Origin of the sequence: Streptomyces achromogenes (genome assembly GCF_030816715.1) — a bacterium.
Classification (GTDB): domain Bacteria; phylum Actinomycetota; class Actinomycetes; order Streptomycetales; family Streptomycetaceae; genus Streptomyces; species Streptomyces achromogenes_A.
Genome location: NZ_JAUSYH010000001.1, coordinates 4,584,540 through 4,608,507 on the forward strand (window position 1 = coordinate 4,584,540; position 23,968 = coordinate 4,608,507).

Sequence of the window (23,968 nt, forward strand, 5' to 3'; positions counted from 1 at the left end):
ATGCCAGGACGGTGGTAGTGTGCGCGCCTCTCTCCTCCAGATCGCCGTAGATGAGGATGAATCGGTCGAAGTGCGACGGTTGCGGGCCGCCGCGCTGGTAAGAGAACAGGCCACCGCCGACCTCGTGGTGCTGCCGGAGCTGTGGACGACGGGGGCGTTCGCCTACGAGCGGTTCGCCGACGAGGCCGAGCCGTTGAAGGGCCCGACCTACGAGGCGATGGCGCAGGCGGCGAGCGACGCGGGCGTGTGGCTGCACGCCGGCTCGATCCCGGAGCGGGCGCCGGCCGCGAGCGGCTCCGCCGGGGAGGAGGGGCCCCTCTACAACACGTCGCTCGTCTTCTCCCCCTCCGGTGAGCTCGCCGCCGCCTACCGCAAGATCCACCGCTTCGGCTTCGACAAGGGCGAGGCCGTGCTGATGAGCGCGGGCGAGGAGCCGGTGACGGTACGCCTCCCCGGGACGACCGTCGGCGTCGCCACCTGTTACGACCTCCGTTTCCCCGAACTCTTCCGCGCCCTCGTGGACGCCGGCGCCGAGACCTTCGTGCTCTCCGCGGGCTGGCCGGAGCGCCGCAGGGCGCACTGGACTCTGCTGGCCCGGGCGCGGGCGGTCGAGAACCAGGCGTTCGTGCTCGCGTGTGGAACGGCCGGGACGCACGCCGGAGTTCCGCAGGCGGGTCACTCGATCGTGGTCGATCCGTGGGGCGAGGTGCTGGCCGAGGCCGGCCCCGGCGAGGAGATCCTGACCGTCGACTTCGACCCGGGCGCGGTCGCCACGACCCGCGATCTGTTCCCCGCCCTCAAGGACCGCGTCCTCGGCCTCCCCACCCCGCCCCGCTGACCCGCCGATCCGCCGGCCCGCCGACCCGCAGAGCTGCCGATCCGCCGGCCCGATGGCCCGCTGTCCCGCCGACGCGGCAGTCCGCCTCGACGGGCGCCGGCGCCTCAGTCGTCGTCGTGCCGCTCCTTGTCCGCGAGGTGGATCACGCACACCGCCACGGCGATCAGCAGCGCCGGATCCGCGTCCTCGCGCACGACGTCGACGCCGTACGTCTCCCGCACGTGCAGCCACCGCCGTGACACGACGGCCAGGAGCTCGCCGTCGTACTCGACCGCGAACTCCCGGTCGAGGATCCTGCCGCTGACGTCCAGCTCGGTGCGGCCGTCCGCCAGAGCCACCCGGTAGTGGTTGCGCAGCAGCGACAGCCGCTTGCGCCGGATCGTGGCCAGCGGCTCGCCGTCCCGCTCGATCACCATGGTGTCCCGCAGGGCGAACATCTTCTGGTGGATGTCGATCAGGATCCGCCCGCGGGTGTCCTTCAGCTCGAAGGTGTCCCGCAGCCGCATCGCCTTGCCGTCGACGAGGTAGACCTTTTCGCCGCGGTCGTCCTCGATCCAGTAGTCGTCTCCGAGCCCGAGCAGCCGGTCACGCACGAGAAATCTCATACCGCTACCGCTTCCCCGGCCGGGCGGGACCTTCCCGGCCCGGGCGGGAAATGCCGCGAGGAATGACCCGACTGCGGCAGCGACCGGCCGGAAAGGGGGCCGCGACCTGACTGTCGGTGGCCGGTGGCACTCTTGAGGGATGACCGACTCCTCACCGGCCCCGGCCCCCCGTCGCGTCCGTGTCCGTGCCCCCGAGCTGATCGGCAAGGGCGGCTGGCTGAACACGGGCGGGCAGCAATACACCCTCGCCGACCTGCGCGGACGCATCGTCGTTCTCGATTTCTGGACGTTCTGCTGTGTGAACTGCCTGCATGTTCTGGACGAGTTGCGGGAGTTGGAGGAGAAGCACCGGGACACGGTGGTCGTGGTCGGCGTGCACTCGCCGAAGTTCGTGCACGAGGCCGAACACCAGGCGGTCGTCGACGCCGTGGAGCGGTACGGAGTCGAGCATCCGGTGCTCGACGACCCCGAGCTGGCGACGTGGAAGCAGTACGCGGTGCGCGCGTGGCCGACGCTCGTCGTCATCGACCCGGAGGGGTACGTCGTCGCGCAGCACGCCGGTGAGGGGCATGTGCACGCCATCGAGCGGCTGGTGGCGGAGCTGGAGGCCGAGCACGCGGCGAAGGGCACGCTGCGGCGCGGCGACGGGCCGTACGTGGCGCCGGAGCCCGAGCCGACCACCCTGCGCTTCCCGGGCAAGGCTCTGGTGCTGCCCGGCGGGAGCATCCTGGTCAGCGACACCACGCGGCACCAACTCGTGGAACTCGCGGAGGACGGGGAGACGGTGGTGCGCCGGATCGGGTCCGGTGTGCGCGGCTTCGCCGACGGCACGGCGCACACCGCCGCCTTCAACGAACCGCAGGGCCTCGCCCTGCTCGACGACTCCGCCGTGGTCGTCGCCGACACCGTCAACCACGCCCTGCGCCGCCTCGACCTCGGCTCGGGTGCCGTGACGACCCTGGCCGGGACCGGCAGGCAGTGGTGGCAGGGGTCGCCGACGTCCGGCCCGGCGCGCGAGGTCGACCTCTCCTCGCCGTGGGACGTGGCGCTCTTCGGCGGCCGGGTGTGGATCGCCATGGCCGGCGTGCACCAGCTGTGGGCGTACGACCCGGCCGACGGCACGGTGGACGTCGTGGCGGGCACGACCAACGAGGGGCTCGTCGACGGACCGGGCGCCGAGGCCTGGTTCGCCCAGCCGTCGGGTCTGGCCGCCGCGCCGGACGGGGAGCGGCTGTGGCTCGCCGACTCCGAGACGTCGGCGCTGCGCTGGGTCGACCGGGCGGGTGTCGTGCGCACGGCCGTCGGCACCGGGCTGTTCGACTTCGGGCACCGCGACGGCGCGGCCGGCCAGGCCCTGCTCCAGCACCCGCTGGGCGTCACCGTCCTGCCGGACGGCTCGGTCGCCGTCAGCGACACCTACAACCACGCCCTGCGCCGCTACGATCCGGCGACGGGGGAGGTCAGCACGCTGGCGACGGACCTGAGGGAGCCCAGCGACGCCGTCCTGGCCGGCGAGGACATCGTGGTCGTGGAGTCGGCCCGGCACCGGCTGACCCGGCTGCGGCTGCCGGAGGAGGCCGTCACGGTGGACGCGGTGGCCCACCGCACCCGGCGCGCGGCGACCGAGGTCGCGCCGGGCTCGCTGCGGCTGGACGTGATCTTCCAGGCGCCGGCCGGGCAGAAGCTGGACACGCGGTACGGTCCGTCGACACGGCTGCTGGTCTCCGCCACCCCGCCCGAGCTGCTGCTCAAGGGTGAGGGCGCGGGCACGGACCTGACCCGCGCGCTGGAGCTCGATCCGGCGGTGCCGGAAGGTGTCCTGCACGTCTCCGCGATGGCGGCCTCGTGCGACGACGACCCGGCCAACGAGTACCCGGCCTGCCATGTCCACCAGCAGGACTGGGGTGTCCCGGTCCGCCTCACCGAAGGCGCGGCGGACCGGCTGCCACTGATTCTCGCCGGCCTGGACCCGCAGGCCTGACCTGCGGTCCGGCCGACGTCACGGCGACCGCGGTCAGGCGCCGTAGCCGTCGCGGTGGTGGTGCCGCTCGGTCTCGACCACGGTGGTCGAGGCGGGAGGCACCATCACGCGGCGGCGCCGGGCGATGCTGCTGAAGGTCGTCACGCCGATCAGGCCGACGATCATCAGGATGACGCCGACCAGGTCGAGGTTGACGCCCTGCATGTCCCAGTCGGTCGCGAACGTGAGGATGGCTCCCACGGCGATGAGGATGATGCATCCGCCGAGGCCCATGGTGTTGCCTCCTGTCCGGTGTACCGGCCGTTCCGGTCACCACCGGACTCCGGGTACCCGGGCGGTCAACTCCCATGCGTCCAGGGCGTGCCCGCCGACCGGCCGCTATCCCCGCAGGAACGCCGTGAGCGCGTTGGCCAGCAGGTACGGGTCGGCGTCGCCGCACAACTCCCGTGCGCTGTGCATCGACAGGATGGCGACGCCGATGTCGACGGTGCGGATGCCGTGCCGGGCCGCGGTGATGGGGCCGATGGTCGTGCCGCACGGCATGGAGTTGTTGGAGACGAAGTTCTGGAACGGCACGCCCGCCTTCTCGCAGGCCGCGGCGAACACCGCCCGGCCGCTGCCGTCCGTCGCGTAGCGGTTGTTGACGTTGACCTTGAGGATCGGCCCGCCGTTGACCCGCGGGTGGTGCGTCGGGTCGTGCCGCTCCGCGTAGTTGGGGTGCACGGCGTGCCCGGTGTCGGAGGAGAGGCAGACGGTGCCCGCGAAGGCTCTCGCGCGGTCCTCGTACGAGCCTCCGCGCGCGAAGACCGAACGTTCCAGCACGCTGCCGAGCAGCGGGCCGTCCGCGCCGGTGTCGGACTGCGAGCCGTTCTCCTCGTGGTCGAAGGCGGCCAGCACCGGGATGTACGGCGGCTCCGCGCCGCTCGTCGCCACGGCTGCCAGCGCCGCGGTGCCGGCGTGCACGGACAGCAGGTTGTCCATGCGCGGGCCGGCCACCAGCTCCTGGTCGCGGCCCAGGTAGGCGGGCGGCTCCACGGGGTGCACCATCAGGTCCCAGCCGGTGACCTGGCCCGGGGCGAGCCCGGCGTCGTCCTCCAGGAAGGCGATCAGGTCGCCGTCGCGCACGTCGCCGCCGAGGCCCCAGACGGGCTGGAGGTGCCGCTGCTTGTCGAGCTTGAGGCCGTCGGCGTTGACCGACCGGTCGAGGTGGATGGCGAGTTGGGGCACGCGCAGCAGCGGGCGTCCGACGTCGACGAGGCGCGTCGAGCCGTCCCGCAGGGTCAGCCGGCCCGCCAGGCCGAGGTCGCGGTCGAGCCAGGAGTTGAGCAGCGGGCCGCCGTAGATCTCCACGGCCACCTGCCGCCAGCCCTGCGTGCCGGTGTCGGGCAGCGGCTTGACGCGCAGGTTCGGGGAGTCGGTGTGCGCGCCGATGATCCGGAACGGCGTGTGCGGCGCCGCGCCCTCGGGCACGTACCAGGCCACGATCGCGCCCCCGCGCAGCACATACCGGCCGCCGCTGCCGGAGGCGGAGACGCCGTGCGTCTCGGCGTCCCAGGCGTCCGTCTCCGAGACCTGGCGGAATCCGGCCTTCTCGAGCCGCTCGGCCGCGTTCGCCACGGCGTGATACGGCGACGGGCTCGCCGTCAGATACGTCATGAGGTCGTCGGTGTGGCCGCGGTCGAAGCGGGAGGGTTCGCTCATGGTGTTCACCTTAACGACGTACGAGGGCCCGCCCCCGGGGATGGGAGCGGGCCCTCGTGAGGACCGTGTGGAGTGCGGCGCGGTTGTCCTGGTGAGTCCGGGTGAGTCCGATTGCGTCCTGGAGCGGCCCCGCGGCGGCGGATCCGGAGAGGAGCCGGAACGCGTCCCGGAGGTGACCCGGAACGCGCTACCAGGGCTGGGGTCGGACCCGAGGGCGTCCTAGAACGCGGCCTCGTCCAGCTCCATCAGGTCCAGCTCGACGTCGGCGGCGACCTTGCGGGCCAGGGTGACGCCCGGCAGGACGTTGGCCGCGAAGAACTTCGCCGCCGCGATCTTGCCGGTGTAGAACGGCCGGTCCTTGGCGGAGGCCGTCTCCAGCTTCTCGGCGGCGATCGCCGCGCCCTTGAGGAGCAGGTAGCCGACGATCACGTCACCGGAGGCGAGCAGCAGGCGGGTGGTGTTCAGGCCCACCTTGTAGATGTTCTTGACGTCCTGCTCGGTGGCCGCGAGGTCGGTCAGCATCAGGCCGACGATGGCCTCCAGCTCGACGGCCGCCTTGGCCAGGTGCTCGCGGGCGCCGGCCAGCTGCTCGCCGCCGGTGCCGAGCGCGAGGAACTTCTTGATGTCCTCGGCGAGGGAGTTCAGCGCCGCGCCCTGGTTGCGGACGATCTTCCGGAAGAAGAAGTCCTGGCCCTGGATCGCGGTGGTGCCCTCGTAGAGGGTGTCGATCTTGGCGTCGCGGATGTACTGCTCGATCGGGTACTCCTGGAGGAAGCCGGAGCCTCCGAAGGTCTGCAGCGACTGGGCGAGCTGCTCGTAGCCCTTCTCGGAGCCGTAGCCCTTGACGATCGGCAGGAGCAGGTCGTTGAGCGCGTGCTCGGTCTTGCTGTCCTCGCCGGCCGCCTCCTTGACCGCGATGGCGTCCTGGATCGAGGCCGTGTAGAGCACGAGGGCGCGCATGCCCTCCGCGTACGCCTTCTGCGTGATCAGCGAGCGGCGCACGTCGGGGTGGTGGGTGATGGTGACCTTGGGCGCGGCCTTGTCCATGAAGTTCGCCAGGTCGGGACCCTGGACGCGCTCCTTGGCGTACTCGAGCGCGTTGAGGTAGCCGGTGGAGAGCGTGGAGATCGCCTTCGTGCCGACCATCATGCGGGCGAACTCGATGATGCGGAACATCTGGCGGATGCCGTCGTGCTTGTCGCCGATCAGCCAGCCCTTGGCGGGGTGCCGGTCGCCGAAGGTCATCTCGCAGGTGTTGGACGCCTTGAGGCCCATCTTGTGCTCGACGTTCGTGGCGTAGACGCCGTTGCGCTCGCCCAGCTCGCCGGTCTCGAAGTCGAAGAGCGTCTTCGGGACCATGAAGAGGGACAGGCCCTTGGTGCCGGGTCCGGCGCCCTCCGGACGGGCGAGGACGTAGTGGATGATGTTCTCCGACATGTCGTGCTCGCCGGACGTGATGAAGCGCTTGACGCCCTCGATGTGCCAGGAGCCGTCCTCCTGCTGCACGGCCTTGGTGCGGCCGGCGCCCACGTCGGAACCCGCGTCGGGCTCGGTGAGGACCATCGTCGAGCCCCACTGCTTCTCGACGGCGATCTGCGCGATCTTCTTCTGGACGTCGTTGCCCTCGTCGAAGAGGATGCCCGCGAAGGCCGGGCCGGAGGAGTACATCCACACGGCCGGGTTCGCGCCGAGGATCAGCTCGGCGAAGCCCCAGATCAGCGACGGCGGGGCGGTGGTGCCGCCGATCTCCTCGGGCAGGCCGAGCCGCCAGTACTCGGAGTCCATGAAGGCCTGGTAGCTCTTCTTGAAGCTGGCGGGGACCGGCGCGGTGTTGGTCTCCGGGTCGAAGACCGGCGGGTTGCGGTCGGCGTCCACGAAGGACTCCGCCAGCTCGTTCTCCGAGAGGCGGGTCAGCTCGCCGAGGATGCTCTTCGCGGTCTCGGTGTCCATCTCCTCGAACGGGCCGGTGCCGTACAGCTTGTCGCGCCCGAGCACCTCGAAGAGGTTGAACTCGATGTCGCGAAGATTCGACTTGTAGTGCCCCATGGCGACGGCTCCCGGAATCCGTTGGAGAGATGGGCGAGGCACTGGATCCTCGCGCTGTTCACATACCGACAAGTAGCAAGTACCTACGATGATGCTACCCGTCGGTAATAAGTTGCAACCCCCAGTCGGGCAAGTGTGAGAAGGGTCTACCTCGCTCCGCCGTCGGCGCGCCTCGGTACTCTTGCGCCCATGTACGGATACGGCCAGCCCATGGACGGCGGTGCTGCCCAGCAGCAGTACGCGTCGCCGCAGCAGCAGATGCCCGGCGGCCATGGCGGGTACGGCCAGCAGCCGCCCCTCTATCCGGAGCCGTCCCCGCCGTCCCTCGCGGACGCGGTCCGGGCGTTCACCACGGGGCAGCTGGCCGCAGAGGACTTCCAGCAGGTCTTCGCCACCTCCAAGGTCTACTGCCCGCGCGGCGACAACCCCGGCTTCCTCGCCCTGCACAACACCCAGCAGCCGGTGATCCCGATGTTCACCAGTCTCAAGGAGCTGCGCCGGTACGCCGGCAAGGAGTCCAAGTACTTCGTGATCACCGGTGCGGAGGTGATCGACCTGCTCCCCACCGGCTACGGCTTCGTCCTGGACATGGAGGGCGAGCACCGGATGGTCTTCGACGCGAAGGCCGTGGAGCAGATGGTCGAGTTCGCGATGCGCCGGATGTACGGCTGAGACGGTCACCCGTGCGGTGCGATGCGGCCCGGAGGGAATGCCCTCCGGGCTTTCGCGGTTATGGGTGGCAGAAAGTTCAATGCTCAACTAAAATGATACGTACGCCGCCCAAGGAGGTACGGACATGCCCGCAGTGACCGTCGAGAACCCGCTGACCCTGCCGCGCGTCACCGCGTCGGCCGAGGCCGTGGCACGCCCTGTGCTCGCCGTCACGACCGCGCCCAGCGGTTACGAGGGCGAGGGCTTCCCGGTGCGCCGCGCGTTCGCCGGGATCAACTACCGTCACCTCGACCCGTTCATCATGATGGACCAGATGGGCGAGGTGGACTACGCGCCCGGGGAGCCGAAGGGCACCCCCTGGCACCCGCACCGCGGCTTCGAGACCGTCACCTACATCATCGACGGCATCTTCGACCACCAGGACAGCCAGGGCGGCGGCGGCACCATCACCAACGGCGACACCCAGTGGATGACGGCCGGCTCGGGCCTGCTCCACATCGAGGCGCCGCCGGAGTCGCTGGTCATGTCCGGCGGTCTCTTCCACGGCCTCCAGCTCTGGGTGAACCTGCCGGCCAAGGACAAGATGATGGCCCCGCGCTACCAGGACATCCGCGGCGGGCACGTACAGCTCCTCACCACCCCCGACGGCGGCGCGCTGCTGCGCGTCATCGCCGGCGAGCTGGACGGGCACGCGGGGCCCGGCATCACCCACACCCCGATCACCATGGTCCACGCGACCCTCGCGCCCGGCGCGGAGCTCACTCTTCCGTGGCGGGAGGACTTCAACGGCCTGGCGTACGTCCTCGCGGGCAAGGGCGCGGTCGGCGCGGAGCGACGCCCGATCCACCTGGGCCAGACCGCGGTCTTCGGCGCGGGCTCCTCGCTGACGGTCCGCGCGGACGAGAAGCAGGACGCGAACACGCCGGACATGGAGGTCGTGCTGCTCGGCGGACAGCCGATCCGTGAGCCGATGGCGCACTACGGCCCGTTCGTCATGAACACCAAGGACGAGCTCCAGCAGGCCTTCGACGACTTCCAGAAGGGCCGCCTGGGCACGATCCCGGCCGTGCACGGGATGACGGAGGAGGGCATCTAGCCCTCGCGTTCAGCCCTCCGGCCCGCCGGAACCCCGGTACGATACGACAAGGCCCGAAGCCCGCAACATCGGTTTGCGACTTCGGGCCTGTCTCATGTCACCTGGCCGCTACGGCAGTACGCAGATCGGGCTGCCGTCCGGTGTGGGACCCGCATGCCGCACACACCCCGTTCGAACAGCAGGTCCAAGCTGTCGTGTACGCGCTTGTGGGAGAGGCCCGTGTCGGCGCTGATCTCTTCCACGCGATACGTGGCCCCGCCGTGCAGCAGCGCTGGGGCCACGTAAGCATCACCTCCGTCTCGGACGGTCGGCATATGCCGGGGCAAAGGGCCGCGCTGGCAAGGATGTTCACCCTTCAGGCGCGGACGTTCGAATTCTGAGTTCCAGTCATGTCCCGTTCACCCGGGCGGCCGTCAGGTCAGGACAAGTCGGCGGGGTCGTGATCCGCTGGGGCCGTGCACCTGCTCCCGCTTCCCGCCCGCCGCTTCGCGGCCTGGTGCGCTGTGGTGCTGCTCGCGTCGGGCGTCGGGTACGTCGGGATCCGGCTGTGCGCGGAGTTGCGCACCGCCGTCACCCCCGTGCTGCTCGCGCTGCTCGGGACCGCGCTGCTGCGGCCGTTGCACCGGCGGATGGTGGCGGCCGGGGTGCCGCGGTCGCTGTCGGCCGGGATCACCTGTGTCGCCGTCGTCGCCGTGGTCGGCGGGGCCGTGTACATCGTCGTCGCCGCGCTGATCGACAGCGGGGACCAGATCGTCGCCGCGCTCCGGTCGGCGGCGCGGAGCATCGCCGACCACTTCGGGGCGGCCGGGACCTCGCTCGACGACCTCGCCGCCAACGCGAAAGAGCTGCTCACCAAGTTCGGGGGTACGGCCGCCTCCAATGTCATCAGCGGGGTGAGCGTCGTCGGCGAGACCATCGCCATGGCCGTGCTGGCGCTGCTGCTGGTCTTCTTCTTCCTGCGGGACTCCTACCGGGCCGTCGGCATCCTGCGGTCCGTCGCTCCGGGGGGCAGCGCCGACACCCTCGAGGCCATGGCCCGGCGGGCCTTCCGCGCGGTCGAGGGGTTCATGCGGGGGACGACGTTCATCGCCTTCATCGACGCCGTGTGCATCACCGTCGGGCTGCTCGTCCTCGATGTGCCGGGCGCGGTCGGGCTGGGCGCCCTCGTCTTCGTCGGGGCGTACATCCCGTATCTCGGCGCGTTCCTCTCCGGAGCGGTCGCGGTGCTGGTCGCGCTCGCCGACCGGGGGGTCGTCATCGCGCTGTGGGCGCTCGGCGTGGTGCTCGCGGTGCAGGTGCTGGAGGGGCATGTGCTGCAGCCGATGATCCAGAGCAGGACCGTGCAGATGCACCCGGCGGTGGTCATGGTCGCGATCACGGCCGGGGCGTCCGTGGCCGGGGTCCTCGGCATGCTGCTCGCGGTGCCCGTGACCGCGGCCGGCTTCGGGATCCTGCACGAACTGCGCACGCGTTACGAGGCTGTCGCCGACGGTTCGTAGAGTTCGAACCAGATGCTCTTGCCCTCGCCCCGCGGCGCCACCCCCCAGGTGTCCGCGAGCAGCTCGATGAGGACCAGACCGCGGCCGGAGGAGGCCAGCTCGCCGGGGCGGCGCATGTGCGGGAGGTCGTCGCTGGTGTCGGTGACCTCGATGCGGAGCCGGCGTTCCCCGGGCGCGCCGGTGACCTCGGCGACCAGCAGCGCGTCGGCGTCGGTGTGGACGAGGACGTTCGTCAGGGTCTCGGAGACGAGCAGGACGGCCGAGTCGACCTGGTCCTCGCAGGTCCAGTCGTGCAGCAGTTCACGCACTTGCTGACGGGCCACGGCGATGCGCTCCGGTTCGGCCTGCGCGACCGTCAGCATCGAGCGGCGCACGGGCTGCCGGGCGGGCAGCGGCGCGGCGCTCGGACCGCAGCCGCCCTCGCCCTGGCGGCAGAGCAGCAGTACGGCGATGTCGTCCTCGCGGCGGTCGGCCAGCGGACCCGTGGTGTGGTGCGAGGAGGGACCGTGCACCGCCTGGACCAGGGCGTCGGCCAGTTCCTCGAGGTCGCCCTCGTGCGCCTCCAGGATCTTGCGGACGCGCCGCCAGCCGGTGTCGAGGTCGTGGCCGCCGGTCTCGAGCAGGCCGTCGGTGCACAGCATCAGCGCCTCGCCGGGTTCCAGGACGAGCCGGGTGGTGGGGTAGTCGGCGTCCGGGTCGATGCCCAGGGGCAGTCCGCCCGCGGTGGCGCGGACCAGTACCGTGCCGTCGGCCATCCGGACCGCCGGGTCCAGGTGACCGGCCCGGGCGGCCTCCAGCACCCCGGTCACCGGATCGACCTCGATGTACAGGCAGGTGGCGAAGCGCAGATCGGCGCCGCCGTCCGCGTCGGCGAGGCCGTGCAGGAATCCGGAGGCGCGGGAGAGGACCGCGTCCGGGCGGTGGCCCTCGGCGGCGTACGCCCTGAGCGCGATGCGCAGCTGCCCCATGAGACCCGCCGCGCGGACGTCGTGGCCCTGGACGTCCCCGATGACCAGGGCGAAGCGGCCGCCGCCGCGGTTCGTCCCGGAGGCGCCGCCGGGCAGCGGGATCATGTCGTACCAGTCGCCGCCGACCTGGAGGCCGCCGCCGGTCGGTATGTAGCGGGCGGCGAGGGTCATGCCCGGTATCTCGGGGCCGAGGGTGGGGAGCATGGAGCGTTGCAGGCCGTCGGTCAGCTCGCGCTGCGTCTCCGCCGCGCCCGCGCGGGTGAGGGCCTGGGCGAGCATCCTGGCGACCGTCGTGAGCACGGACCGTTCGTCGGGGGTGAACGCCACCGGGTAGGCGAAGCCGGCCATCCAGGCGCCCATCGTGCGGCCGGCCACCGTCAGCGGCAGAAACGCCCAGGAGTGCCGGCCGAAGGGCGCGGCCAGCGGCCAGGTGAGCGGATAGCGCTCCTTGTACCGCTCGGGCGAGGACAGGTACACGGCGCGCCCGGTGCGCACGACCTCGGCGGCCGGATAGTCCGTATGGATGGACATCTGGGTGAAGGGGTCGTCGTCGCCCGACTGATGTCCGTGGTGGCCGATGATCGTCAGCCGGTCGCCCTCCACGCCGAAGACGGCGAGTCCGTCCGGTGAGAAGCCCGGCATCGACAGTCCGGCGGCGACCCGCAGCACCTCCGCCGTGGACCTCGCCTCCGCGAGTGCCCGCCCCGCGTCCAGCAGGAAGGCCTCCCGGGAGCGGCGCCAGTCGCCGGTGACGGCGGTCCGGCCGGCTGCGGTGCCCGGGGTCGGCTCGGTCACCTCCTGGAGGGTGCCGATCAGTTCGTACGCCTTCTTCACCGGGTCGAAGGACGGCTTGGAACGGCTGCGGACGACCCGGACGACCCGTCCGCGGTCGTCCATGATGCGGATCCGCACCTCGGCGAGGGTGCCCTCGGCGACGGCGAGCTGGATCACCCCGGTGATCTCGTTCCAGTCGACGGGGTGCAGTCGGGCCCGGGTCTGGGCCTCGGTGAGGACGGTCTCCTCCCGGGGCAGACCGAGCAGCCGGGCTGCCTCGGCGTCGACCGTGACCAGCCCGGTGGCGGTGTCCCAGTGCCACAGGCCGGTCGCGAGGGCGGTGAGGACATCCCCCACGGCGGGCAGCGGCTCGCCAGTGCGCATTGCCCCACTTTAAGAAGACCGGAACGAAGAGTGCCACTGATCCCCGGCTGTTCCTGCCGCGCCCGACCCGTCGCGGGTGCCCGGTAATGCGGGGAGGCGCGCGTGGCGTGCCCGGTACCCTGGGGGTTGTTTCACGTGAAACACGCCCCCGATCCGCGAAGACTGGATGAACGACGATGCATCGGTACAGGTCCCACACCTGCGGCGAGCTCCGCGCCTCTGACGTCGGCACCGACGTCCGGCTGAGCGGCTGGCTGCACAATCGGCGCGACCTGGGCGGCATCCTCTTCATCGATCTGCGCGACCACTACGGCATCACGCAGCTCGTCGCCCGTCCGGGCACGCCCGCGTACGAGGCCCTCGACAAGCTGACCAAGGAGTCGACGGTCCGCATCGACGGCAAGGTCGTCTCCCGGGGCGCCGAGAACGTCAACGCGGACCTGCCGACCGGTGAGGTCGAGGTCGAGGTCGGCGAGGTCGAGCTGCTGGGTGCGGCCGCCCCGCTGCCCTTCACGATCAACGCCGAGGACGGGGTCAACGAGGAGCGGCGTCTGGAGTACCGCTTCCTCGACCTGCGCCGGGAGCGCATGCACCGCAACATCATGCTGCGCACGTCGGTCATCTCGGCGATGCGGCACAAGATGACGGCGCTGGGCTTCAACGAGATGGCGACGCCGATCCTGTCCGCGACCTCCCCCGAGGGCGCCCGCGACTTCGTCGTCCCGTCCCGGCTGCACGCGGGCCGTTTCTACGCGCTGCCGCAGGCCCCGCAGCAGTTCAAGCAGCTGCTGATGATCTCGGGCTTCGACCGCTACTTCCAGATCGCGCCCTGTTTCCGTGACGAGGACGCCCGCGCGGACCGTTCGCCGGGCGAGTTCTACCAGCTCGACGTCGAGATGAGCTTCGTCGAGCAGGAGGACGTCTTCCAGCCGATCGAGAAGCTCATGACCGAGCTGTTCGAGGAGTTCGGCGGCGGCCGCCATGTCACCTCGCCCTTCCCGCGCATCCCGTTCCGCGAGTCGATGCTGAAGTACGGCTCCGACAAGCCGGACCTGCGGGCCCGGCTGGAGCTCGTCGACATCACCGACGTCTTCGAGGGCTCGGAGTTCAAGGCGTTCGCCGGCAAGCACGTGCGCGCGCTGGCGGTGCCCGACGTCTCCGCGCAGCCCCGGAAGTTCTTCGACCAGTTGGGCGACTTCGCGGTCTCGCAGGGCGCGAGGGGCCTGGCCTGGGTGCGGGTGGCCGAGGACGGCTCCCTGTCCGGCCCGATCGCGAAGTTCCTGACCGAGGAGAACGTCGCCGAGCTGACCAAGCGCCTGTCGCTGGCCGCCGGTCACGCCGTCTTCTTCGGCGCGGGCGAGTTCGACGAGGTCTCCAAGATCATGGGCGCGGTGCGCGTCGAGGCCGCCAAGCGCGCCGGTCACTTCGAGGAGAACGTCTTCCGCTTCTGCTGGATCGTCGACTTCCCGATGTACGAGAAGGACGAGGAGACCGGCAAGATCGACTTCTCGCACAACCCGTTCTCGATGCCGCAGGGCGGTCTGGAGGCCCTGGAGACCCAGGACCCGCTGGACATCCTCGGCTGGCAGTACGACATCGTCTGCAACGGCGTCGAGCTGTCCTCCGGCGCGATCCGTAACCACGAGCCGGAGATCATGCTCAAGGCGTTCGAGATCGCGGGCTACGACCGGGAGACGGTCGAGGACAAGTTCGCCGGCATGCTGCGCGCGTTCCGCTTCGGCGCCCCGCCGCACGGCGGGATCGCCCCGGGCGTCGACCGCATCGTCATGCTGCTGGCCGACGAGCCGAACATCCGCGAGACCATCTCCTTCCCGCTCAACGGCAACGCCCAGGACCTGATGATGGGCGCGCCGACGGAGCTGGAGGAGGCCCGGCTGAGGGAGCTGCACCTGTCGGTGCGCAAGCCGCAGCCGAAGTAGGCGGTGGCCGGCCCGAGCAGCCAGGGCGGGCGGAACCAACGGGAGTGGCCCGGAACCGACATCGGTTCCGGGCCACTCCCGTGTGCGCCGACGGCCGCGGACTGGACAGGTCGCGTCCGGGGTACTCGCCATTCGGGCGCCCGACACCCGCCCCCTTCTGCAGACCTCACCGGGGTCCCACAGGAATCCCCCGGGGCGGGCACAGCGGGCCGCCGGATCATGGAGGAGAAGAGACCAGACCAGGGGCCGGCGAGGGCCGGGACGGGAAAGGAGCCGGCGATGGATTCCACGGGGTCCGCGATCACGCTGTCGGCGCTGCTGATCGTCGGCGCGCTGGTGTGCGTGGTGGTCCAGCGCCGCGACCGGCGGCGTCCCCCGTCCGGCCTGGACGCGGAGGCCGAGGCCAACCACTGGCTGGTCCGGCTGGCCGGAGGGCTCGTCCCGCCGGACGTGCGGGCCTGGGCCGGGGCGGACGCGGCGGCGGAGCGCTCGATGACGCGCGCGGCGGAATGCCACCGGGCGGCGCGGACCCGACTGGCCACGGCCCGAACCGCCGAGGAGTACGAGGAGGCGACCCGGCTGGCGAAGGCCGGTCTCGAGCACCTCGCGGCGGCGCGCGCGGGTCTGGGACCGGGCCGGGCCGCACCGGCACCGCGCAGGGCGTCGGCGCTGGCGGCCAAGCAGGGGCCGGCTCGGCTGCCCGACTGCACGGCTGCCCGGCCCGGCGCGCGGTGGGCCTGAACGGCGTGGCGGGCCGAGCACGGCGGAACTCATCCGCACCGGTGCCGGTGACCGAGCGGCAGGGCCGCGTCGCCTTCAAGACGGTGTTCCCGGGCTGGTACCGGGGCCGTACCGTCCACATCCACACCAAGGTGCACGTGGACGGGAAGTGGACCGACGCCGGGTACGAGGACGGGCACGCCTGCCACACCGGCTTCGTCGTCCTCGTAGTCAGCGTCGGCCTCGTTCGAAGCCGGCCGTGTCGGCCGTGTCGGCCTCGTCCGGCTGACCGGCGGCCGGGCTCCAGGGGGCGTCCCGGTCATTCGTCCGGTGACGCCCCCTCCTCCAGCAGCCGTTCCGCGATGTCCGTCGACCAGGCCTGGGCCCACGCCTTCAGGTCCGTGAGCTGGTCCTCGGACAGGCCGTACGCCTCGAACGCCGAGTCCGGGAAGTGGTCGGTGCCTTCCAGCCGGGTCCGCAGGGCGGGCAGGTCGAAGTCGTCCCGGGCGTGACGGCGGGCCAGTTCCTCCAGCTCGGGGTGGGTGAAGCGGGCGGACGCCGCCCTCGCGTCGATCAGGTCGACGGCCAGCCCCCGGTCGTAGAGCGCACGGATCTTCGTGCCGACCGCGTCTCCCAGTGCGAGAGCCGGCCCGTACGGGGTCGCGACGGGCGGGCTCCAGAACGTCTCCTTGTGCAGGGCCAACCGGAGGACCGTGTCCGCGTCGCGGTCCGGCACGGACAGGTGCGCGGACAGCGGGTCCGTGTCCTCGAGCGTCACCCCGTGACGGCCCGCGGCGGTGAGCGCCGCGCTCAGCGACTCGGCGAGCCCGGGCATCGGCGCCGCGCTCTCCGTCGCCAAGTCCACGTTGGCGTGCGGGCGTTGGATCAGGTCGTGCGCCTGGAGGGCGTAGCCGCCCGCCAGCGCCCAGGGGGCGCCGGGGGCGGCCGGGGCGAAGACCTCGGCGAGGAGACGGAGGTGGGGTCGGAGAAGGTCCACCGCGTAGTCGTACCAGGCGGGCGGGGCGCGGCGGGGGACCTGGGCTCAGATCACCCAGCCCAGTCCGTACCCGCCCAGCAGGGTGAGGCTCTGCTGGGTGAGTCCGACCGAGGCGGCGGTGAAGACCTGGCTGCGGGCGGCGACGGGGCCGGCGGTGAAGCCGGGGAAGGTCCAGACGGCGCCCGTGTAGTCGTTCTCGCCGGGCGCGCCGACGAACAGCTCCGGCCTGCCGTCGCGGGTCACGTCCCCGACCGCGACCGTGGTGCCGAACCGGTCCTCGGTCTCGGAGGCGTCCGGGACGCTGTCCTGGGCGACCGCGGCGGGGCCGTGGCCGCCGGTACGGGTGAACGGGCCGGTGAAGCGGACGGCGCCGCCCCAGCTCGCGACCAGGATCTCCGACCGCGCGGCCGAGGCCCCGCGGATCGCGGCGATGTCCGCACCGTAGTGGTAGGGGTCCATGCCCGGCGCGGCCGAGGGGGGGCAGGTCGGTGCCCGTGGTGAGGCCGCTGCGGCTGCCCCACAGCACGGTCACGGACCCGGCGTCCTCGCCCCTCGCCGTGCTGTCGAAGGGCGCTCCGACGATCAGGTCCGCGTAGCCGGCCCGGTCGAGGTCGGCCGTGGCGGTGGCCGAGCCGAAGCCGTCGCCCGTCTCCGCGGTGTCCGGGACGCCCGCGGTGTTCCGCGTGATGAGCGCCCGCCGGGTCGCCGTCGGCCCCTTCTTCGCCCCGTACAGCACGACGACGGCCCCCGCCCGCTCCTTGCCCGCCACGTCGGCGCCCGGCGCGGGCAGCACGGCGTCGCGGTAGCCGTCCCCGTTGAAATCGCCGGGCACCGCGCCGTGCACGGCGGTGGCGGGTGCGGCGGGCAGCGCCGCCGCACCCAGAAGCCCGGCCGGCAGCACCACGGCCGTCCGCCAAGTCCGTTTGAGAGCAGGCTTGTTCATGCGAATCCCCCGTCCCGCGCGCACCGTCGATGCGTCCGCGCCCCGCCGGTGGGTGTAGGGGGGACGCGGGCGCGCCCCGCGCGGCGGCCGGGGGCGAGGACGCTATCTGGCCACGAACTGCGTGAGGATCGCCTGGACTTCGTAGATGTCGACGCCCTTGGTGAAGGTCTTCTCGATCGGCATGGACGAGCCGGAGACCCAGATCTTCAGCTCGGCGTCGAGGTCGAAGGTGCCGGCGGTCTCCACGGCGAAGTGGGTGATGCTGCGGTACGGGATGGAGTGGTACTCCGTCTTCTTGCCGGTGATGCCCTGCTTGTCGACGAGGATCAGACGGCGGTCCGTGAACAGGATGGTGTCGCGGATCAGCAGGAACGCGGCCTGCACCTGCTCTCCCTGCCCCAGCAGTCGCGCGTAGTCCTGCTGGGCCTGTGCGGGGTCGATGGGGTGCGCGTTGCCGAAGAGTGCCATGTGGGTCCCCCAGGTGATGTGTGCCGGTGTGTGAGAGCACCGCTGTGTGAGCGTGCCCGTGTGAGCGCGTCGGTGTGTGGGCGTGCCGCCGTATCGCGTACGCCCCTTGTCCCGGGGCCGGTCCGAGCCGGGCCGGTCCCGACCGGTCCCGTCCCATCCGATCCGGACCGCCGATCTGCGGTGATCCCTCCCCCGTGGGGGCTGTTCGCCCCCGATGCGCACCTTAAGGGGGTGGTGAGGGAATCGTGAAGGCGTTTGATCGCGCGGCGTGCGGGCCCGCCCAAAAAATTCTCGATCAGCGGCAACTCTTCACCGTACGGCGACCACTGACCGGTCGTAAGCCCGCTCCTCCCCGTAAGGATCCCCCGTGGCAGCTGCCTCCCACCGCAGGTCCCTCCGCTCGCGCCGCGTCCTCGTCGTCACCGCCGCCGCGGTGGCCGCCGGCGTCGGCGCCGGTGTCGTCGTGATGAACGCGAACGCCTCGCCCGTCGACCTGTACCACCAGACGCTCGCGGCCAAGGACGGCTGGGCCGCCTCGGGCGCGGGCACCACCGGCGGCGCCAAGGCCGACGCCGCGCACACCTTCACCGTCTCCACCCGCGCACAGCTGGTGAAGGCGCTGGGCTCGGCGTCCGACACCGCCCCCCGGATCATCAAGGTCAAGGGCACGATCGACGCCAACACCGACGACTCGGGCAAGAAGCTGACCTGTGCGAGCTACGCGTCCGGCACGGGGTACTCGCTCTCGGCGTACCTGAAGGCGTACGACCCCTCGTCCTACGGCAGGTCGAAGCTGCCCTCCGGCACCCAGGAGAAAGCCCGCGCCGCCGCCCAGTCCAAGCAGGCGAAGAACATCGTCTTCAAGGTGCCCACGAACACGAGCGTGGTCGGCGTGCCGGGCACGGCGGCCGGGATATCCGGCGGCATGCTCCAGATCCAGAACGTGGACAACGTCATCGTCCGCAACCTGAACTTCTCCGCCACCGAGGACTGCTTCCCGCAGTGGGACCCGACCGACGGTTCCACCGGCAACTGGAACTCCAACTACGACTCCGTCACCCTGCGCGGCGCCACCCACGTCTGGGCCGACCACAACACGTTCACCGACGCGCCCCACCTGGACAGCGTCAACCCGAAGTACTACGGCCGCGAGTTCCAGATCCACGACGGCTCCCTCGACATCACCAAGAGCTCCGACCTGGTGACCGTCTCGCGCAACCAGTTCACCAACCACGACAAGACCATGCTGATCGGCAGCAGCGACAGCGAGCCGGCCGGCAAGCTGCGCGTCTCGATCCACCACAACGTGTGGAAGGGCATCGTCCAGCGCGCCCCGCTGGCCCGCGTCGGCCAGGTGCACATCTACAACAACCTCTACGACGTGACGCCCCTCAACGGCTACACGACGCAGTACAGCATCAACTCCCGCGCGAAGGCGCAGGTCGTCGCGGAGAACAACTACTGGAAGCTGCCGTCCGGCGGCAAGGTCTCCAAGCTCCTCAGCGGTGACGGCACCGGCGCGGTCAAGGGCTCCGGCAACCTCGTCAACGGCACGGTGACCGACGTCGTCGCCGCCTATAACGCCGCGTCCTCGAAGGACCTCAAGACGACGGTCAACTGGACCCCGACCCTGACGGCGGGCCTGGAGACGTCGGCGAAGAACCTGCCGACCTCCCTGGCGACCACGACGGGCGCGGGCGTCCTGAAGTAACCCCCGTACGCGCGAGGGCCGGGAGACCACGAGCCCCCGGCCCTCGCGTCCCCATGCCGCCGGGTGGTTCACACGCGCGGCTCGCTTCGGGGACAGCTTTCAGTACCCCAGGTAGGTGATCTGGACGACGTGGACACGTTCGCTGCGTACGACGACCTGGTATCTGAACATGCCGCCGGGGACGATGACGTCGCCGCCCTTCGGGTCGACGCCGTTATGGACCCGGCCGTGAATGTGGAGGGCTTCGGCGGCTCTGACCAGCTCGTCCGCCTTTCGCTCCACAGCGGCGAGGAAGCCGGCGGGTGCGGTGCCGGCGCTTTCCTCCGCACCGAAGGCGTACTCCCACTTCCAGCTCAACCGCGTACTGCCTTCATGGCTTCGTCCAGGACGGCGCGCAGCTCCCGCAGAGCCTCCTGAGCCATGGCGGGATCTTCGTGCTCCAGCTTGCTCCGTGCCCGCGCGAAGCGGGAGGACAGGTCGGGGCGCCGGGCGATCTCGATGTCCCTGGCCCAGGTGAGAACCCAGCTCCGCACCGGACTGAGGGTCTGCCACTCCACGGCTTTGGCGAAGGCGTCGTCCTTCGTGGCCTGCATCTCGTCCAGGCGGCCGGGATCGACGACGGCGAGAGCCGTGCGCAGGGCGTCGGGAGTCTGCTCGGGACGCGGGATCAGCTCGTGTCCGTGATCGGCCTGAGTGCTCATGGTGTCCTCCACAGGGTGCCCTGGCCAGGGTATCCAGACGGGGCCGCGGAGGAGCCGGACTGGGAGCTGGGCGGGCCGGGAGAGGCCTGTCACGGTCGGCGCTGTTCGGCGGAGGAAGACTCCTCGATGCCGGCGTCGGGGGCACTGCACCCACCGCCCGCTGACGCGCAGCCCTGGCAATGGCGGGGGTCGGGGCCGCGGTAGCCGAGGTCGCAGGTGTCGCAGTTCCGCATGGGGTACCGGACGGGCGGTGGCGGCTCCGGGGCGCGGAACGGTGGGAGAGGCGGCAGCTTGGCCGCCAGGCGGTGGGCCAGGAAGGCGGCGGGCCGGACCAGGGGTTCCAGGGGCAGGTCGCTGGTGAGGGCATGGCGTACGGCGGTGGGGCTGAGGTCGCGCTCCAGCCAGGGCGGCGACACCGGGGGCGAGGTGCTCGGCGTCGGTGGCGGAGAGGAGGAGGCGGGGGTCGTGGCGGCGGAGGCCGGCGAGGACGTCCGTGGCGGTCTGGAGGAGGGTGGGAGAGGTGTATGCGGGCTGCGGTACGGCGGCGAGGGCGCGGCGTGCGGGTTTCTGCTGCGAGGCCGCCGCTGCTCGGCGGGCCGGGGGTCTGGGTGCCTCGGCTGGTGCGCCGCCGTGGCGGCCCGGCTGGTTGCAGGAGACGGTGCGGGTGACGATGCGCCCGCTCTCGGTGCGCTCGCGGGGGCGGCGCAGGTAGCCGTGGGTCTCCAGTTCGCGCAGGGCGGCGGCGATACGGGTCGTGCCTTCGGGGAAGCGGGCGGCGAGGGTCTTGATGTCGACGCGGGCGCCGGCGGGGAGGGACTGGATGTGCACGGCCAGCCCGATGGCGAGTCCCGAGAGGTCGGGGTGCTGCGCGAGGTGGTTGCCGATCACCGTGAAGCGGGTGGTGTGGCGGGTGTTGTCGTGGACGACGCCGCCGGAGTGCGCTTCCGTGGAGGCGTGACGGGGCGGGTGGTTTTTTCCGCCGGTACGGGACTCGGCGGGCGAGGGCGCGCTAGGGTTTTGGGTGTCCATCGGGAAGGTGTTGCTTCCTTGGTGGTCAGGCCCTCGCAACGGGATGCCAGTCCCTGCGAGGGCCGTCGTATGTTCGGGGGTTGTGCGTTGTGCTGTGTCGCGCTGAGCGTAGAGCAGGCAACCGGTACCGAATCCAGCTGAGTTGGCGATGTTCACTCGCGAGAGTGAGCGTGTGCCGTGGGCGGGAGGGGTGGGGCTTGGTGAGGTTTCTTTCCCCCTCGTGTTCCTTGGGGAAGGTCGCCCGAGCCACCGAAGCTTGCCGTTACCCCCGGCACCGTCCATGTTCGCGACTCCAAGAACATCGAAGGACCTCGCCTGGCGCTCACGCCGGGCGCGTGGGCGGACTTCGTGGCGCGCGCGTCGCAGGACTGAGGAGAACGGCTCGCGGGGGGCGGTCAGGTGTCGTAGGCGCCGTCCCAGGGGGCGGCGAAGGCGAGGCGGTCCGGGTAGAGCTCCGCCCAGGTCTCCGGTTCGCCGTCCTCGTCCTCGTCCTCGCGGATCACCAGGCCGAACAGGACGTTCTCGTACGTGAGTCGGAAGGGGCGGACGGCGATGTCCGTGTAGGAGCGGCGGGGCAGGCTGCGCAGGAGGGTGGCGAGGCGGACGCGGGCACGGGTGAGGACCGAGTCGTCGCCGTCCGGGTTGCGCTGCTGCTCGGCCCAGGTGCCGGCGCACCAGATGTCCGAGTCGCGGTAGTGGCCCCCGGCGTCGAAGGTGTGCAGCACGGTGTAGAGGCGTTTGTGCTCTTCCCAGCCGTCGTCGAGCCGGAAGCCCTGGGGGAAGGCGTAGGTGACCGACGCGAGGAACTGACCGTCCGCGTACCGCCCGATGGACTCGGTGCGGTGCCTCGGTTCGTAGGCGATCGGAATGACCTCGGGGACTGGGACTGCCATGGCGGAAACCATACGGCTTGGCGAGAACATGCCGAAGAGGGGGAAGTCGCCGTCCGCCTTTTCCTCTACATCTTCTCCGCCACGGCTTCTCTTCCCGACGCGGGGGGAGCGGCGCGAACGTCCCTCCCCCCGCGCGGTGTGTCACTCCTCGGTGCCGCCGAAGCGCTCCTTGTACGCCGCCAGGTCCTCGTCCTGGAGCTTGGCGAACAGGACCGGCGGGACGGTGAAGGGGGTGCCGGCGGGGACGGAGGCGAGGGTGCGGGCCTCGTCGGCCGTCACCCAGGTCGCCGTGTCGTCGGCGAGGGAGAAGGCCTCACGCATGATCTTCGCCGTCGCCGGGATGAACGGCTCGGAGACCACGGCGTAGAGGTGGATCAGGTTCATCGCCGTGCGCAGAGTGAGGGCCGCGCCGTCCTTGTCCGTCTTGATCTCCAGCCACGGGGCCTTCTCCTCCAGGTAGGAGTTGCCCGCCGACCACAGCGCGCGCAGCGCGGCGGCCGCCTTGCGGAACTGGAGCGCCTCCATCTGCGACTCGTACTCGCCGAGCAGCTCGGCGATCTGCTCCCCGAGCTTCGCCTCCGCCTCGCCGGGCGCGTTGCCCGCCGGGACCTCGTCGCCGAAGCGCTTCTTCGAGAAGGACAGGACGCGGTTGACGAAGTTGCCCAGGGTGTCGGCGAGGTCCTTGTTCACCGTGGCCGTGAAGTGCTCCCAGGTGAAGGAGGAGTCGTCCGACTCGGGGGCGTTGGCGATCAGGAAGTAGCGCCAGTAGTCGGCCGGGAGGACGTCGAGCGCCTGGTCGGTGAAGACGCCGCGCTTCTGGGACGTGGAGAACTTGCCGCCGTAGTACGTCAGCCAGTTGAAGGCCTTGACGTAGTCGACCTTCTTCCACGGCTCGCGCACGCCCAGCTCGGTGGCCGGGAACATCACCGTGTGGAACGGGACGTTGTCCTTGGCCATGAACTCCGTGTAACGGACCGGGTTCTCGCCGCCGTCGACCTCGTACCACCACGACTTCCAGTCGCGGGTCTCACCGGCGGGGGCCGCGTCCGACCACTCCTTCGTCGCGGCGATGTACTCGATCGGGGCGTCGAACCAGACGTAGAAGACCTTGCCCTCGGCGGCCAGCTCCGGCCATGTGTCGGCCGGGACCGGCACGCCCCAGTCCAGGTCGCGGGTGATGGCGCGGTCGTGCAGGCCCTCGGTCAGCCACTTGCGGGCGATGGAGGAGGCCAGCTGGGGCCAGTCCGCCTCGTGGCGGGAGACCCACTCCTCGACCTCGTGCTGCAGCTTGGACTGGAGGAGGAACAGGTGCTTCGTCTCACGGACCTCTAGGTCCGTGGAGCCGGAGATCGCCGAGCGCGGGTCGATCAGGTCCGTCGGGTCCAGGACCCGGGTGCAGTTCTCGCACTGGTCGCCACGGGCCTTGTCGTAGCCGCAGTGCGGGCAGGTTCCCTCGACATACCGGTCCGGGAGGAAGCGGCCGTCGGCCGGGCTGTACACCTGGCGGATCGCCCGCTCTTCGATGAAGCCGTTCTCGTTGAGGCGGCGGGCGAAGTGCTGGGTGATCTCGGCGTTCTGCGGGGAGGAGCTGCGGCCGAAGTAGTCGAAGGCCAGCGCGAAGCCGTCGTAGACGGCCTTCTGGGCGTCGTGCGCCTGCGCGCAGAAGTCGGCCACGGGAATGCCCTGCGCCTTGGCGGCCAGCTCGGCGGGGGTGCCGTGCTCGTCCGTCGCGCAGATGTAGAGGACGTCGTGGCCGCGCTGGCGGAGGTACCGGGCGTACACGTCCGCCGGGAGCATGGACCCCACCATGTTGCCCAGGTGCTTGATTCCGTTGATGTACGGAAGGGCGCTGGTGATGAGGTGTCGAGCCATCGGAGGCTGCTCCCAGTCGGTCGTTCTTCGGCGGTCGGTCGTCTTATGGCCGTGAACTTGAAATCGTAGCCGACACGGGTGGGCCGCCCGCCTCCCGTTTTACGGGGTGGGAGGCGGGCGGCCGGGGGTA

At 71.1% G+C, this 23,968-nt stretch carries 20 protein-coding genes and 4 pseudogenes; 10 read left to right on the plus strand and 14 right to left on the minus strand.

The window, feature by feature from the left end:
- Positions 1-19: 19 nt before the first annotated feature.
- The gene (locus tag QF032_RS20585; protein ID WP_307044605.1) at positions 20-838 is read left to right on the plus strand and encodes a carbon-nitrogen family hydrolase; all 819 of its coding nucleotides are present in this window, start codon (positions 20-22) and stop codon (positions 836-838) included.
- 104 nt (positions 839-942) lie between these two features.
- Here QF032_RS20585 and QF032_RS20590 read toward each other — a convergent pair whose 3' ends face one another.
- Complete coding sequence (locus QF032_RS20590; RefSeq protein ID WP_306950536.1) at positions 943-1,443, minus strand: LURP-one-related/scramblase family protein; 501 nt, start codon at positions 1,441-1,443, stop codon at positions 943-945.
- Between the two features lie 139 nt (positions 1,444-1,582).
- Between QF032_RS20590 and QF032_RS20595 the strand changes: the two genes are divergently transcribed.
- Positions 1,583-3,424 (plus strand): NHL domain-containing thioredoxin family protein, encoded by a 1,842-nt coding sequence (locus QF032_RS20595; protein ID WP_307044607.1) that lies wholly within the window; start codon positions 1,583-1,585, stop codon positions 3,422-3,424.
- Between the two features lie 33 nt (positions 3,425-3,457).
- On the opposite strand, the gene QF032_RS20600 is transcribed toward QF032_RS20595, so the two are convergent.
- The 3 genes from QF032_RS20600 to QF032_RS20610 form a co-directional block, all read right to left on the minus strand.
- A complete protein-coding gene (locus tag QF032_RS20600) occupies positions 3,458-3,697 on the minus strand; it encodes a DUF6458 family protein (RefSeq protein WP_307056975.1) in 240 nt (79 codons plus the stop codon).
- A 105-nt stretch (positions 3,698-3,802) separates the two neighbouring features.
- Positions 3,803-5,125, minus strand: a complete 1,323-nt coding sequence (locus QF032_RS20605) for a M18 family aminopeptidase (protein ID WP_307056977.1) — start codon at positions 5,123-5,125, stop codon at positions 3,803-3,805.
- A gap of 219 nt (positions 5,126-5,344) precedes the next feature.
- Entirely contained in the window at positions 5,345-7,171 is a 1,827-nt protein-coding gene (locus tag QF032_RS20610) for an acyl-CoA dehydrogenase (protein WP_307044611.1), read from the minus strand.
- Between the two features lie 189 nt (positions 7,172-7,360).
- On the opposite strand from QF032_RS20610, the gene QF032_RS20615 reads away from it, so the two are divergent.
- The 3 genes from QF032_RS20615 to QF032_RS20625 all read left to right on the plus strand — a co-directional run bounded on the left by QF032_RS20615 (position 7,361) and on the right by QF032_RS20625 (position 10,438).
- Positions 7,361-7,843 carry an SseB family protein gene (locus QF032_RS20615; protein ID WP_057578035.1) on the plus strand — a complete coding sequence of 161 codons (483 nt, stop codon included), beginning with the start codon at positions 7,361-7,363 and terminating at the stop codon, positions 7,841-7,843.
- 124 nt (positions 7,844-7,967) lie between these two features.
- Positions 7,968-8,939: a pirin family protein gene (locus QF032_RS20620; protein WP_306950547.1), complete on the plus strand. Its 972-nt coding sequence runs from the start codon at positions 7,968-7,970 to the stop codon at positions 8,937-8,939.
- Positions 8,940-9,394: 455 nt separating this feature from the next.
- On the plus strand, positions 9,395-10,438 hold the full coding sequence (locus QF032_RS20625) for an AI-2E family transporter (protein WP_307056979.1): 1,044 nt from the start codon (positions 9,395-9,397) through the stop codon (positions 10,436-10,438).
- Here QF032_RS20625 and QF032_RS20630 read toward each other — a convergent pair.
- Entirely contained in the window at positions 10,411-12,564 is a 2,154-nt protein-coding gene (locus tag QF032_RS20630) for an ATP-binding SpoIIE family protein phosphatase (protein WP_307056981.1), read from the minus strand. The two genes, QF032_RS20625 and QF032_RS20630, sit on opposite strands and share 28 nt — an antisense overlap.
- 176 nt (positions 12,565-12,740) lie before the next feature.
- Between QF032_RS20630 and aspS the strand changes: the two genes are divergently transcribed.
- From aspS to QF032_RS40895, 3 genes and pseudogenes are all read left to right on the plus strand, one after another.
- Entirely contained in the window at positions 12,741-14,504 is a 1,764-nt protein-coding gene (gene aspS, locus QF032_RS20635) for an aspartate--tRNA ligase (RefSeq protein ID WP_307044618.1), read from the plus strand.
- 279 nt (positions 14,505-14,783) lie between these two features.
- The gene (locus QF032_RS20640) at positions 14,784-15,245 is read left to right on the plus strand and encodes a hypothetical protein (RefSeq protein ID WP_307056984.1); all 462 of its coding nucleotides are present in this window, start codon (positions 14,784-14,786) and stop codon (positions 15,243-15,245) included.
- A 50-nt stretch (positions 15,246-15,295) separates the two neighbouring features.
- Positions 15,296-15,439, plus strand: a pseudogene (locus QF032_RS40895) (dioxygenase); the annotation flags it as partial.
- A 104-nt stretch (positions 15,440-15,543) separates the two neighbouring features.
- Here QF032_RS40895 and QF032_RS20650 read toward each other — a convergent pair.
- From QF032_RS20650 to QF032_RS20665, 4 genes and pseudogenes are all read right to left on the minus strand, one after another.
- Entirely contained in the window at positions 15,544-16,221 is a 678-nt protein-coding gene (locus QF032_RS20650) for a hypothetical protein (protein WP_307056986.1), read from the minus strand.
- A 45-nt stretch (positions 16,222-16,266) separates the two neighbouring features.
- Positions 16,267-16,680, minus strand: a complete 414-nt coding sequence (locus QF032_RS20655; RefSeq protein WP_307056988.1) for an FG-GAP repeat protein — start codon at positions 16,678-16,680, stop codon at positions 16,267-16,269.
- Positions 16,681-16,792: 112 nt separating this feature from the next.
- Positions 16,793-17,164: pseudogene (locus tag QF032_RS40650) on the minus strand (integrin alpha); the annotation flags it as partial.
- Positions 17,165-17,266: 102 nt separating this feature from the next.
- On the minus strand, positions 17,267-17,632 hold the full coding sequence (locus tag QF032_RS20665; protein ID WP_306950562.1) for a PH domain-containing protein: 366 nt from the start codon (positions 17,630-17,632) through the stop codon (positions 17,267-17,269).
- A gap of 367 nt (positions 17,633-17,999) precedes the next feature.
- Here QF032_RS20665 and QF032_RS20670 point away from each other — a divergent pair, with 367 nt between their 5' ends.
- Positions 18,000-19,343: a pectate lyase family protein gene (locus tag QF032_RS20670; RefSeq protein ID WP_307056992.1), complete on the plus strand. Its 1,344-nt coding sequence runs from the start codon at positions 18,000-18,002 to the stop codon at positions 19,341-19,343.
- Positions 19,344-19,442: 99 nt separating this feature from the next.
- On the opposite strand, the gene QF032_RS20675 is transcribed toward QF032_RS20670, so the two are convergent.
- The 3 genes and pseudogenes from QF032_RS20675 to QF032_RS20685 form a co-directional block, all read right to left on the minus strand.
- Complete coding sequence (locus QF032_RS20675; RefSeq protein ID WP_307044626.1) at positions 19,443-19,700, minus strand: hypothetical protein; 258 nt, start codon at positions 19,698-19,700, stop codon at positions 19,443-19,445.
- Positions 19,697-20,044, minus strand: a complete 348-nt coding sequence (locus QF032_RS20680) for a hypothetical protein (RefSeq protein ID WP_307044628.1) — start codon at positions 20,042-20,044, stop codon at positions 19,697-19,699. Before QF032_RS20680 ends, QF032_RS20675 begins: the two co-directional genes overlap by 4 nt.
- A gap of 89 nt (positions 20,045-20,133) precedes the next feature.
- A pseudogene (locus QF032_RS20685) lies at positions 20,134-21,073 on the minus strand (helix-turn-helix domain-containing protein).
- Between the two features lie 252 nt (positions 21,074-21,325).
- Between QF032_RS20685 and QF032_RS20690 the strand changes: the two are divergent.
- Positions 21,326-21,445: pseudogene (locus tag QF032_RS20690) on the plus strand (DUF397 domain-containing protein); the annotation flags it as partial.
- 23 nt (positions 21,446-21,468) lie between these two features.
- Here QF032_RS20690 and QF032_RS20695 read toward each other — a convergent pair.
- Together QF032_RS20695 and metG are read right to left on the minus strand one after the other, a co-directional pair.
- Positions 21,469-21,966, minus strand: a complete 498-nt coding sequence (locus tag QF032_RS20695; protein ID WP_307044632.1) for a hypothetical protein — start codon at positions 21,964-21,966, stop codon at positions 21,469-21,471.
- Between the two features lie 141 nt (positions 21,967-22,107).
- The gene (gene metG / locus QF032_RS20700) at positions 22,108-23,838 is read right to left on the minus strand and encodes a methionine--tRNA ligase (protein ID WP_307056993.1); all 1,731 of its coding nucleotides are present in this window, start codon (positions 23,836-23,838) and stop codon (positions 22,108-22,110) included.
- Between the last annotated feature and the right edge of the window lie 130 nt (positions 23,839-23,968).